This is a genomic window from Burkholderia sp. MSMB1072 (assembly GCF_001524725.1).
In the GTDB taxonomy this organism is placed as follows: domain Bacteria; phylum Pseudomonadota; class Gammaproteobacteria; order Burkholderiales; family Burkholderiaceae; genus Burkholderia.
Genome location: NZ_LOYC01000067.1, coordinates 64777 through 76777, shown reverse-complemented (window position 1 = coordinate 76777; position 12001 = coordinate 64777). Strand labels below are relative to the sequence as shown.

Annotated in this window: 12 protein-coding genes and 1 pseudogene; 9 read left to right on the top strand and 4 right to left on the bottom strand. The window is 66.9% G+C overall.

Features of this window, described 5'->3' with window-relative positions; genetic code table 11:
* The first annotated feature begins 24 nt into the window (after positions 1 to 24).
* Positions 25 to 990, top strand: coding sequence for a phosphotransferase (locus WS89_RS29470; protein WP_059795603.1), 966 nt, complete (start codon positions 25 to 27; stop codon positions 988 to 990).
* 12 nt (positions 991 to 1002) lie between these two features.
* Here the strand turns inward: WS89_RS29470 and WS89_RS29465 are convergent, their stop codons facing one another.
* Together WS89_RS29465 and WS89_RS29460 are read right to left on the bottom strand one after the other, a co-directional pair.
* Positions 1003 to 1581 (bottom strand): polysaccharide deacetylase family protein, encoded by a 579-nt coding sequence (locus WS89_RS29465; RefSeq protein ID WP_059795601.1) that lies wholly within the window; start codon positions 1579 to 1581, stop codon positions 1003 to 1005.
* A 16-nt stretch (positions 1582 to 1597) separates the two neighbouring features.
* Positions 1598 to 2153: pseudogene (locus WS89_RS29460) on the bottom strand (hypothetical protein).
* Between the two features lie 283 nt (positions 2154 to 2436).
* Between WS89_RS29460 and WS89_RS29455 the strand changes: the two are divergent.
* Positions 2437 to 2919 (top strand): DUF2501 domain-containing protein, encoded by a 483-nt coding sequence (locus WS89_RS29455; protein ID WP_059498841.1) that lies wholly within the window; start codon positions 2437 to 2439, stop codon positions 2917 to 2919.
* A 151-nt stretch (positions 2920 to 3070) separates the two neighbouring features.
* On the opposite strand, the gene WS89_RS29450 is transcribed toward WS89_RS29455, so the two are convergent.
* The gene (locus WS89_RS29450; RefSeq protein WP_027784520.1) at positions 3071 to 3436 is read right to left on the bottom strand and encodes a hypothetical protein; all 366 of its coding nucleotides are present in this window, start codon (positions 3434 to 3436) and stop codon (positions 3071 to 3073) included.
* Positions 3437 to 3754: 318 nt separating this feature from the next.
* Between WS89_RS29450 and WS89_RS29445 the strand changes: the two genes are divergently transcribed.
* The 3 genes from WS89_RS29445 (at position 3755) to WS89_RS29435 (ending at position 7212) form a co-directional block, all read left to right on the top strand.
* The gene (locus WS89_RS29445; protein ID WP_059795599.1) at positions 3755 to 5191 is read left to right on the top strand and encodes an aldehyde dehydrogenase family protein; all 1437 of its coding nucleotides are present in this window, start codon (positions 3755 to 3757) and stop codon (positions 5189 to 5191) included.
* Positions 5192 to 5314: 123 nt separating this feature from the next.
* Positions 5315 to 6505, top strand: coding sequence for an NAD(P)H-dependent flavin oxidoreductase (locus WS89_RS29440; RefSeq protein ID WP_059795597.1), 1191 nt, complete (start codon positions 5315 to 5317; stop codon positions 6503 to 6505).
* Between the two features lie 65 nt (positions 6506 to 6570).
* The gene (locus tag WS89_RS29435) at positions 6571 to 7212 is read left to right on the top strand and encodes an OmpW/AlkL family protein (RefSeq protein ID WP_059498844.1); all 642 of its coding nucleotides are present in this window, start codon (positions 6571 to 6573) and stop codon (positions 7210 to 7212) included.
* A gap of 73 nt (positions 7213 to 7285) precedes the next feature.
* Here WS89_RS29435 and WS89_RS29430 read toward each other — a convergent pair whose 3' ends face one another.
* Positions 7286 to 7489 (bottom strand): DUF1289 domain-containing protein, encoded by a 204-nt coding sequence (locus tag WS89_RS29430; protein WP_059498845.1) that lies wholly within the window; start codon positions 7487 to 7489, stop codon positions 7286 to 7288.
* Between the two features lie 418 nt (positions 7490 to 7907).
* Between WS89_RS29430 and WS89_RS29425 the strand changes: the two genes are divergently transcribed.
* The 4 genes from WS89_RS29425 (at position 7908) to WS89_RS29410 (ending at position 11990) form a co-directional block, all read left to right on the top strand.
* Positions 7908 to 9002 carry a polyamine ABC transporter substrate-binding protein gene (locus WS89_RS29425; protein WP_059498846.1) on the top strand — a complete coding sequence of 365 codons (1095 nt, stop codon included), beginning with the start codon at positions 7908 to 7910 and terminating at the stop codon, positions 9000 to 9002.
* An 86-nt stretch (positions 9003 to 9088) separates the two neighbouring features.
* Positions 9089 to 10249, top strand: a complete 1161-nt coding sequence (locus tag WS89_RS29420; RefSeq protein WP_059498847.1) for an ABC transporter ATP-binding protein — start codon at positions 9089 to 9091, stop codon at positions 10247 to 10249.
* Entirely contained in the window at positions 10246 to 11172 is a 927-nt protein-coding gene (locus tag WS89_RS29415; protein ID WP_059498848.1) for an ABC transporter permease subunit, read from the top strand. Before WS89_RS29420 ends, WS89_RS29415 begins: the two co-directional genes overlap by 4 nt.
* On the top strand, positions 11169 to 11990 hold the full coding sequence (locus WS89_RS29410; protein WP_059498849.1) for an ABC transporter permease subunit: 822 nt from the start codon (positions 11169 to 11171) through the stop codon (positions 11988 to 11990). The genes WS89_RS29415 and WS89_RS29410 overlap by 4 nt, the downstream gene beginning before the upstream one ends.
* Positions 11991 to 12001: the final 11 nt, after the last annotated feature.

The window sequence follows — 12001 nt, the reverse complement described above, 5'->3', positions numbered from 1 at the left end:
GTCAATGCAACGAGTAGGAGTGACGTGAAGACGCTGGAACCGTGGCTACAGCGGTACTGGAACATCGGGCCGGCGCGCCTGCGGGCGCTGGCGTCGGGCCATACTAACAAAACGTATCTCGTCGAATGCGATGCGGGGCGCACGGTGCTGCGCGTGTCGTGGGCCGGCAAGCCGGTCGGGCAGTTACGGCGCGAGGCGTCGATACTCGGCCGTCTCGCCGATGCGCGCATGGCGTCGAAGCTGCCCGCGCTGCCTCGGCTACGGCCGACCGTCGATGCGCAAACAGGCGTGCGGACGTGCGACGGAAGCTGGCTGCATCTGTTCGAGCATATCGACGGCCGTCCCGGCTTGCCGGACGACCCGCACGCTGGGGCGACCGATGCGATGCGCACGCTCGCGCATCTGCATACGGCACTGGCCGCGATCCCCGCGAGCGAAGCGGCGCCGCTGGCGTGGCTGTCCGCACGTCATGCGCGCGTCGCGGCGCGCGCGATGCCGACGCTGCCGAGCGACCTGCGCGACGCTTACGACACGGTGATCCGGCGGATCGGCGCGCATCTCGACGCAGCGTCGTCGTGGCTCACGGGGCAGGTGCATTGGCTGCACGGCGACTATCACGCGGGCAACCTGCTGTATGTCGGCAACGCGGTGAACGGCGTGCTGGATTTCGACGATGTGGGGCAGGGGGCGCAATGGCTCGAGGCGGCCTTTGCGTCGTTCGCGCTGTCGCGCGATGCGGGCCGGGACGACTGCTTCGTATTCGACCGTGCGCGATGGGCGGCCTGCCTGCAGGTTTATGCGGCGACGCGGGCCGAGGCGGCGCCCGAATGGCTGCGCGACAACCGCGAGCCGTTGATGGCGCTGTTCTGCGCGGACCAGACGCTGATCCATCTCGAAGCCGCGCAGCGCGGCCTATGGATGCCGGGGCCGGGCATCGGATTCCTCGGCGGCTGGCGTCAGTTGCTCGACGGGGCGCGGCCCGCGGATTAGCCGGCCGTCGCGTCAGCGCTGCCGGTTCAGGAACAGCCGTACGGCTTCGACCGTGTTGGGCCGCGCGTCGCCGTGCCGCGATCCGTCGTGCAGGCAGAACAGCACGTCGCAATGCTGCGCCGCGCAGGCGTCGACGTGCGCGCACATCGCGTCGAACAGCGCCTGCGGCGATGGCGCCGGCCGCTGCCAGTCGTCCAGTATCGCGGTCCAGCCGGTGTGTTCGCGTTGCAGGCGCGCGAGCACGGCGGCGCGCTCGTCCTGCGGCAGCAATCCGTACGGAAGACGCAGCGGGATCGCGTCCGGCGCGGCGAGGCCGGCGCGGCGGTAGACGTCGCGAATCAGCCCATCGGTCGTGTGGATTTCATCGATCAGTGCGACGTCCGCGAGCGCTCCCGGCCGCGCATGCGAATGGGTGTGATTGCCGAGCCGATGGCCTTCGCGCGCGATTCTCGTCGCGACGTCGAGCGCGCCCGCCAGATGCTTGCCGAGCACGAAGAAGGTCGCCGCGCACGATGCATCGCGCAGCACGTCGAGCAACGCGGGCGTAGACGGGCCGGGGCCGTCGTCGAAACTGAGGTGAATGGAGGTCATCGGTCGCCGGGGCCGCTTACCGAGCCGGCTCGATGGCCAGCGGGCACGTGCCGACCGGACGCAGTCGGGTGCCGGTCCATTCGTGGAAGAACCGGGCAGCGTTCGCGTTGCCGTCGCCGCAATCGTCGTCGAAGCAGCCGGCGACGATCAACGGCTTGCTGCCGGCACGGAAGTCGACGCGCTCCTCGTCGTTGCCCATCACGCCCGAGACCGGCCTTAACGCCGGGCGTCGTGTACGTCGCGCTAGTGTCCTCGTCGACGATCGCGACATTTCGGCAATCCGTTCCGCAATCCCGGATCGCGATGCGGTCGTGACCGGCAAAATTGGCCGGTTGCGCGAATTCGTCACGGATGACGGTGCGATACAGGTGCGCTTCGTCGCAGGCGAACCGGGGCGACGCGGCCGGTTTGCGCGGCGCGCGGGCGGCGGCCGGTGCCGGATAGCGGTCGAACGAAGGCGACGCGCAGGCCGCGGCCGCCGTGGCTGCGGATGCGGTACCGGCGGTACCGGCGCCGGCCATCAGCGCGCTCGATGCGCCGGCGATCGGCAGAAGTCGATGGGCAAGCGCCACGCGAGTGTTCTTCATGTGCGAGGTTGATGTCGGGTCGCAGCGGCCGAACGGTCGGCGACGACGATTCTATGACGCTTCGCGCGGGCCGGCGAGACGGAATGGCGGTCGCACGCCTGTCGAGCCGGCGAGGCCGCGCGCAATCGCGCGTCAAGCATTGTCAAATCGCCGCGATATCACGATGCCTGACGTTTCATGCGGCTCCGGAGGCTGTCATGCCCCGGTCGATTGAGTATCCTTGGATGCGAATCGCGGTACTCACGCAGTCACAACCGGGAGGCTTTACATGAATGCACGTCTTTACCGCGCGACCGTTGCCGGCGCGCTGATCGGATTGCTCGCGCCGTTTTCGGTCGCGCATGCGCAACTGGGCGACGTCCTGAAGCAGGTCGGCGGTGGCGGCGATTCGGGCGGCAGCGCGGGCGGGGCGCTGGGCAACCTCGGCGGACTCGGTGGCGCGCTGACGGGCGGCGGCGGTGCGTCGCTGATGCCGGGCAGCACCGGCAACGTCGCGGGCCTGCTGCAGTTCTGCATCCAGAACAACTATCTCGGCGGCGCAACAGGCGGCGGCGCGGCGTCGGTGAAGGACGCGCTGATGGGCAAGCTCGGCGGCAACGCGTCGTCCGACAGCGGCTATACGAGCGGCGCGAGCGGGATCCTCGACGCAGGCAACGGCAGCAAGCTCGACCTGAGCGGCGGCGGCCTGAAGCAGCAGGTGACCAAGCAGGTTTGCGACAAGGTGCTGACGCAGGCCAAGTCGCTGCTGTAAACGCATCGGCACGCATCGCGCGTGTCGGCGCCGGGGGCGGTGCGCACGCACCGAACCCCGGCGATCATTCCGGCCGTGACGTTCGTCGCGGCGAAAAGCGCGTCGCGCTCGGCGATGCCGCGCCCCGTCGCACGGGCGGCCCTCGTGCGGCTCAATCGGCCAGCCGCTTGTCCGCGAGCGCCTTGCAGCAGTCCTCGTACACCCATTGCACGAGTTTGGCCCGATAGTCGAGATCGTCGGTATCGACGATTTCCTCGACCGCGTCGCGCGCCCACGACGCGTCGACGAACCCGGCATGCCGCTTCGCGATGTCCTGCGCGAGCGCTGCGAGCCGGGCGACCGCGAGCCAGTCGGCCTGGCGGTGATGACGGTCGAGCCAGCGGTGCGCGGCCTGGACCTGGAACGCGGCGTCCGGCCATGATTCGTTGAGGTAAAACGCGCCGAGGTTGCCGCAGGTGAGCCAGCAAAGCAGCTCCAGGCGGTCTTGCGAGCCGAGGGTATGGGATGCGTCGGACATGGCAGCGCTCACGAAGTGCGTCGATTCCGGGCGGCGCCGGCCGCAACGGGCCGATGCCGATAATAAAAACATAGCACGATGCAGGCCCGGCCGCGCACCCTGGCGGATGCCGACGTGGCGGCGACCCGACGAATGCGTTGCCGGCCACGCGCGGCGAGCGGCGAGCGGCGGACAGCGGACAGCGGACGGCGGACGGCGGAGCACCGGCGTGACGGCGCTCCGACGCGACGGCGCGCGGTCCTTTCGAACGGCTGTCATTCGTCACACCAGTCACCGGAACGCTCGCTAGAATGTCGGCTTCCCTGGAGGCGGAACACGATGAAAATCTACGACCAGTTCTACATCGACGGCGCATGGCGCAAACCGGCCGGCACCGGCACGATCGACGTGATCGATTCGGGCACCGAAGCCGTGATCGGCCGGATTCCCGAGGGCGTCGCGTCCGACGCGCAGGACGCGATCCGCGCGGCGCGCGCGGCCTTCGACGCATGGGCGGCCACGCCGGCCGCGACGCGCGCGGGTTACCTGCGCAAGATCGTCGAGCATCTGCAGGCGCGCAGCGAGGAACTCGCGCAGTCGATCACCGGCGAAGTCGGCATGCCGATCAAGCTGTCGCGCGCGATCCAGGTCGGCGGCCCGATCTACAACTGGAAGGCGTACGCGAAGCTCGCCGAATCGTTCGAATTCGAGGCGCAGGTCGGCAATTCGCTGGTGGTGCGCGAGCCGGTCGGCGTCGTCGCGGCGATCACGCCGTGGAACTACCCGCTCAACCAGATCACGCTGAAGGTCGCGCCGGCACTCGCGGCCGGCTGCACGGTCGTGCTGAAGCCATCCGAAGTCGCGCCGCTCAACGCGTTCATGCTCGCCGAAGCGATCCACGCGGCCGGGCTGCCGGCCGGCGTGTTCAACCTCGTGTGCGGGTACGGCCCGGTCGTCGGCGAGGTGCTGGCGACCGATCCGGACGTCGACATGGTGTCGTTCACCGGCTCGACGCGCGCGGGCAAGCGCGTGGCCGAGCTGGCGGCCGCGGGCGTCAAGCGCGTCGCGCTGGAGCTGGGCGGCAAGTCGGCGTCGGTGATCCTCGACGATGCCGATTTCGCGACGGCGGTGAAGGGCACGGTCAACGCGTGCTACCTGAACGCCGGCCAGACCTGCTCGGCGCATACGCGGATGCTGGTGCCGGAAGCCCGCTACGACGAAGCGCGCGAGATCGCGAAGGCCGCGGCCGAAACGTACGTCGCGGGCGACCCGCGGCAGGAGACGACGCGCCTCGGCGCGCTGGCGTCGGCCGCGCAGCAGCAGCGCGTGCAGGCGTACATCCAGCGCGGGATCGACGAAGGCGCGGAACTCGTGACGGGCGGCACCGGTTTGCCGGAAGGGCTCGCGAAAGGCTTCTTCGTGAAGCCGACCGTGTTCGGCCGCGTCGATCCGAAATCGACGATCGCGCAGGAAGAGATCTTCGGGCCGGTGCTGTCGATCATCACGTATCGCGATGAAGACGAGGCCGTGCGGATCGCGAACGATTCGCCGTACGGGCTCGGCGGCGCGGTGTGGGCCGGCAGCGACGAACGCGCGATGCGCGTCGCGCGCCGCATCCGCACGGGGCAGGTGGACATCAACGGCGGTACGTGGAACGGCGCCGCGCCGTTCGGCGGCTTCAAGCAGTCGGGGCACGGCCGCGAGAACGGCGTGTACGGGCTCGAAGAGTATCTCGAATACAAGTCGATGCAACTGAAGCAGGCGAAGCCGGCCTGAGCGCCGCTCGCGGCCCGAACCGGAAAACGGCACGTTCGCGTGCCGTTTTTTATTGACGGCCGTCAAGGTGCGCGGCGGTGGATCGTCGATCATCGCGATTCCGATGTTCCGACGAGGTTTCAGATGACCGTACGCACTTCCTTTCCGCCGCTGACGATTCGCGGCCGCACCTTGCTGCCCGTCGTGCAGGGCGGCATGGGCGTCGGCATCTCCGCGCACCGGCTGGCGGGCAGCGTCGCGCGCGAAGGCGCGGTCGGCACGATCGCGAGCATCGACCTGCGGCACCATCATGCGGATCTGCTCGCGCGTTGCCGCGCGCAACCCGATCGCGCGACGCTCGAAGCGGCGAACCTCGACGCGCTCGCGCGCGAGATCCGTCTCGCGAAGACCTACGGCGAAGGGCGCGGGATGATCGCGGTCAACGTGATGAAGGCGGTGAGCGCGCATGTGGATTACGTGCGGGTCGCGTGCGACGAGGGCGCGGACGCGATCGTGATGGGCGCGGGCCTGCCGCTCGATCTGCCCGACCTCACGCAAGGGTGCGACATCGCGCTGATTCCGATCCTGTCGGACAGCCGCGGGGTCGCGCTGGTGCTGAAGAAATGGATGAAGAAGGGGCGCCTGCCCGATGCGATCGTGATCGAGCATCCGGCGCACGCGGGCGGGCACCTCGGCGTCACGCAGATCGACGACATGCATGACGGCCGTTTCGATTTCGCGCGCGTGCTCGACGAAACCGCACAGGTGATGGCGTCGCTCGGTCTCGCCCGCGACACGATCCCGCTGATCGTGGCCGGCGGGATCAACAGTCACGACACGGTGCGCGCGGCGTTCGCGGCCGGCGCGAACGGCGTGCAGGTCGGGACGCCGTTCGCGGTGACGGAAGAGGGCGATGCGCATCCGCAATTCAAGCGCGTGCTCGCCGATGCGACGCCCGACGACATCGTCGAATTCGTCAGCGTGACGGGGCTGCCGGCACGTGCGGTGAAGACGCCGTGGCTCGATCGTTACCTGCGCAACGAGACGCGCATTCGCGACAAGCTCGGCGCGCTGAAGCAGCGCTGTCCGACCGCGCTCGAATGCCTGAGCGTATGCGGGCTGCGCGATGGCATCGAGAAATTCGGCCACTTCTGCATCGATACGCGGCTCGCGGCCGCACTGCGCGGCGACGTCGCGAACGGACTGTTCTTCCGCGGCCGCGAAGCGTTGCCGTTCGGTCGTGCGATCCGCAGCGTGCGCGATCTGCTCGAGCTGCTGCTGACGGGCAGTGCGATCGAGCCTGCGGCAAACCGTCCCACGTTTACGCTGGCTTGACCAATATCAAGATGGCGAAAAGACCCTATTGGGAGAATGGTAACCATTCTTTGGGGGTCCGTACCATGCATAAAACGATTCGAACTTGTGTCACCGCAGCCGCCGTCTTGGCCGGCATCGTCGCGATGCCGTCGCTGTCGCACGCGGCGTCGCCGGGCGACGGCATCAACCAGGGCGACGTACTGGTCCGGCTGCGCGCGATCAGCATCCAGCCGAACGAGCGCGCGAGCGATACGCTCGGCGCAATCAACACGGGCGTGAACAACGCAATCGTGCCCGAGCTCGACTTCACGTACATGATCCGCGACTACCTCGGCGTCGAGCTGATCCTCGGCACGTCGCGGCATCAACTGACGTCGAGCCTCGGCAATCTCGGCGGCGTGGGCGTGCTGCCGCCGACGCTGCTGCTGCAGTATCACTTCAACCATGCGGGCAAGGTGCGGCCGTACGTCGGCGCCGGGTTGAACTACACGTACTTCTACAACAACGGGCTCAACGTCGGCGGAGAGGGCGTATCGATCAACAAGAGCAGCTTCGGCCCCGCGCTGCAGTTCGGCGTGGACGTGCAGCTGACGAAGAAGGTGTTCATGAACGTCGACGTGAAGAAGATCTGGATGAGCACCGATGCGACGCTCGGCGACAAGGGCATCGGCACGCTGCACATCGATCCGCTGATCGTCGGCGTGGGCGTCGGGATGAAGTTCTAGACGCGACGGAAAGAACAGAGTTGGGGTTGGCGGCATGGCGGTCGGCATGCCGCTCTTTTTTTGCGCGGCGGATTTACAGCTTGTCGTACTGGAAGCGCATCGCGGTGCCTTCGCGCGCGATGCGCTCCCATACCGCGCGCTTTTCGTCGTCGCTCAGGAACACCCAGTTCGAGACTTCGGCGGCCGTGCGGCCGCAGCCCTTGCAGACTTCGTCGAAGAGCGTCGAGCACACGCCGATGCAGGGGCTGTCGGGGAGATCGTGAAGATTGGATGCCATCGGGAGGGTTCGCGCAGTTGAATCGTCAGCCGCCATTTTAATGCATCGCGGCGGCCCGGCCGGCCGCGGGCGCCGGCCGGTTGTCCCGGCGCGGGAGCGGGACGGTCGGCCGGGCGTCGGGCGCGGTCGCCGGGCGGGCGCACCCGCCATGCGGACGAAGGTTCGTCACCGTCCGTTTTTCCCGGTGGACAGCCGCCGATTACCCGATAGAATTCCCCCGGAACGCCCCGCCGCACGGGCAGTCCGATCGGCCGGCAGCGGGAATCTGTTCCGTTTGCGCGACACCGGCATGATTTTTTTGTGACGGGGCGCGAATGATGGTAGTTTTCGGGGTTTTCGAGGGGCGGCGCGCCAGAATGCGCCGCCATGACGAGGCAGACGGCAGCCGGGCAACGCGTCCGGCCGAAGGGAGAACGGGATGAAAGCAAAGGTAGTGGGCCGGTTCGCGGCGCTCGCGCTGTGCGTGGGTGCATCGGCGGCAGCGGCGAAGGATACGCAGCTCAATATCTATAACTGGTCGGACTACATTGCGAAGGACACGATCCCGAACTTCGAGAAGCAGGCGGGCGTCAAGGTCCGCTACGACAACTACGACAGCGACGACACGCTGCAGGCGAAGCTGCTGACGGGCAGCTCGGGCTACGACATCGTCGTGCCGACCAGCAACTACGCGGGCAAGCAGATCGCCGCCGGCATCTTCGCGCCGCTCGACAAGTCGAAGCTGCCGAACCTCAAGTACCTCGATCCGCAACTGATGGCGCTCGTCGCCGGCGCGGATCCGGGCAACAAGTACTCGGTGCCCTGGGCATACGGCACGACCGGTCTCGCGTACAACCTGACGAAGGCGCAGCAGGCGCTCGGCAAGGTGCCGCTCGACAACTGGGACATCCTGTTCAAGCCGGAAAACCTCTCGAAGCTGAAGACCTGCGGCGTGTCGGTGCTCGACGCGCCCGACCAGATGTTCGCGGCGGCGCTGCACTACATCGGCAAGGATCCGATGAGCACGAACCCGGCCGACTACAAGGCCGCGATGGACGTGCTGAAGAAGATCCGTCCGTACATCACGCAATTCAACTCGTCGGGCTACATCAACGACCTGGTCGGCGGCGACATCTGCTTCGCGTTCGGCTGGTCGGGCGACGTCGTGATCGCGAAGCATCGCGCGATCGAGGCGAAGAAGCCGTACAAGATCGAGTACTACATTCCGAAGGGCGGTGCGCCGGTGTGGTTCGACGTGATGGCGATCCCGAAGGATGCGAAGAACAAGGAAGCCGCGCTGCAGTGGATCAACTACATCGAGGATCCGAAGGTGCACGCGGCGATCACCAACGCGGTGTACTACCCGAGCGCCAACGCGGAGGCACGCAAGTACGTGCGCCCCGACGTCGCGAACGACCCGGCGGTCTACCCGCCGGCCGACGTCGTGAAGACACTGTTCCTGCTCAAGCCGCTGCCGCCTGAAATCCAGCGTCTGCAGACGCGTCTGTGGACCGAGCTGAAGTCGGGCCGCTGACGCGAGCCGAAGTGAACCCGCAGTCATGAAGCCCCTGGTGCCCCCGGGGGCTTTGTTCGTCTAACGCAGGAGAGAAGCAGCACATCATGAATAGCCAGTCGGGCGCGCCGGTCGCGGGCGCGCCGTTCTCCGTTCCTTCCTCCGGCGCCGATGCGCGCGCCGAGAACTTTGTCCAGATCGTCGACGTCGTCAAGAAATTCGGCGACACCGAAGCCGTGCGCAGCGTCAACCTGACCGTGCGCCAGGGCGAGCTGTTCGCGCTGCTCGGCAGCTCGGGCTGCGGCAAGTCGACGTTGCTGCGGATGCTCGCGGGCCTCGAGACGGTCACGTCGGGCAAGATCCTGATCGACGGCGAGGACCTCGCGCAGATGCCGCCGTACAAGCGGCCCGTGAACATGATGTTCCAGTCGTATGCGCTGTTCCCGCACATGTCGGTCGAGTCGAACGTCGCGTTCGGGCTCAAGCAGGAAGGCACGCCGAAGGCCGAGCTGAAGGCGCGCGTCGCTTCCGCGCTCGAGCTCGTGCAGATGGGCAAGTATGCGAAGCGCAAGCCGCACCAGTTGTCCGGCGGCCAGCAGCAGCGCGTCGCGCTCGCGCGTTCGCTCGTCAAGCGTCCGAAACTGCTGCTGCTCGACGAGCCGATGTCGGCGCTCGACAAGCAGATCCGCCAGCGCACGCAGATCGAGCTCGTCAACATCCTGAACAAGGTCGGCGTCACCTGCATCATGGTCACGCACGACCAGGAAGAGGCGATGACGATGGCGAACCGCATCGCCGTGATGAGCGAAGGCCAGATCGTGCAGATCGGCTCGCCGAACGAAGTGTACGAATATCCGAACAGCCGCTTCTCGGCCGAATTCATCGGCTCGACGAACCTGTTCGACGGCGTGACGGTCGAGGACGAACCCGATCACGTGTACATCGAATCGCCGGAACTGCCGAGCCGGCTGTACGTGAGTCACGGGATCTCGGGCCCGCTCGGCATGCCGGTCACGGTGTCGGTGCGTCCCGAGCGGATCGCGCTCACGCGCAAGCCGCCCGAAGGCGCATTCAACTGGGCGCGCGGCCGGATCGGCAACGTTGCGTACATGGGCGGCTATTCGCTGTATCACGTGAAGCTCGACGCGGGCAAGACGGTGATCGCGAACGTGTCGAGCCTCGCGATTTCCGAACTCGACACGCCGGCGCTCGGCGACGAGATCTACGTGCGCTGGAGCGCGACCGCCGGCGTGGTGCTGACGTCATGAACGCGTTCAAGTCCCTGCTCGAGTGGCCGGTGCGGCGCTTCAACCTGACGGGCGCCACGGCGGTCGTCGCCGGGCCGTTCACGTGGCTCGTGCTGTTCTTCCTCGTGCCGTTCGTGCTGGTCGTGAAGATCAGCTTCGCGGAGCTGCAGCTCGGCATCCCGCCGTATACGGAGCTCGCGTCGTACGCGGACGGCGTCGTGCACATCGCGCTGAACCTGTCGCACTACGCGTTCCTGCTCACGGACAGCCTGTATTTCGCGACCTACGTGAATTCGGTGTGGGTCGCCGCGATCACGACGCTGCTGTGCCTGCTGCTCGGCTATCCGATGGCGTACTACATCGCGCGCTCGAACCCGGCTACCCGCAACCTGCTGATGATGGGGGTGATGCTGCCGTTCTGGACGTCGTTCCTGATTCGCGTGTACGCATGGATCGGGATCCTGAAGAACAACGGGCTCCTGAACAACTTCCTGATGTGGATCGGGCTCACCCATACGCCGATCGAGCTGTACCGCACGAACTACGCGGTGTATATCGGGATGGTGTATTCGTACCTGCCGTTCCTCGTGATGCCGCTCTACGCGCACCTCGTGAAGATGGACCTGCGCCTGCTCGAAGCCGCGTACGACCTCGGCGCGAAGCCGTGGAAAGCGTTCGTGCAGATCACGCTGCCGCTGTCGAAGAACGGGATCATCGCGGGCTGCCTGCTGGTGTTCATCCCGGCGGTCGGCGAGTACGTGATTCCGGAGCTGCTCGGCGGCGCGAATACGCTGATGATCGGCCGCGTGATGTGGAACGAGTTCTTCAACAACGCGGACTGGCCGATGGCGTCGGCCGTGACCTGCGCGATGGTGTTGCTGCTGCTCGTGCCGATGGCGATGTTCCAGCACTTCCAGGCGAAGGAACAAGGAGGCCGTCGATGAAACCGAATCGCTACCTGCAGTTCGCGGCGCTGTTCGTCGGCTTCGCCTTCCTGTACATCCCGATCATCAGCCTGATCGTCTATTCGTTCAACGAGTCGAAGCTCGTCACCGTGTGGTCGGGCTTCTCGTTCCGCTGGTATGCGGCGCTCGTCGAGGACGACGAGCTGCTGGCGGCCGCATGGCTGTCGCTGAAGATCGGCGTGCTGACCGCGTTCGCGTCGGTGTTCATCGGCACGTGGGCCGGCTTCGTGCTCGCGCGGATGGGGCGTTTTCGCGGCTTCGCGCTGTTCAGCGGGATGATCAACGCGCCGCTCGTGATTCCCGAGGTGATCCAGGGGATCTCGCTGCTGCTGCTGTTCATCGAGCTCGCGAAGTGGATCGGCTGGCCGGCCGAGCGCGGCGTGTTCACGATCTGGCTCGGCCACGTGATGCTGTGCATTTCGTACGTCGCGATCATCGTGCAGTCGCGCGTGCGCGAGCTGAATCCGTCGCTGGAAGAAGCCGCGCTCGATCTCGGCGCGACGCCGCTGAAGGTGTTCTTCACGATCACGCTGCCGCTGATCTCGCAGGCGCTGATCGCGGGCTGGCTGCTGTCGTTCACGCTGTCGATCGACGACCTCGTGCTGTCGGCGTTCCTGTCGGGCCCCGGCTCGACGACGCTGCCGCTCGTCGTGTTCTCGCGCGTACGCCTCGGCCTGAACCCGGAGATGAACGCGCTCGCGACGCTGTTCATCATCGCGGTGACGGCCGGCGTCGTGATCGCGAACTTCGTGATGCTGCGTCAGGAACGCAAGCGGATGGCGGGGTTCGCGGCCTGACGGGCCGGCGG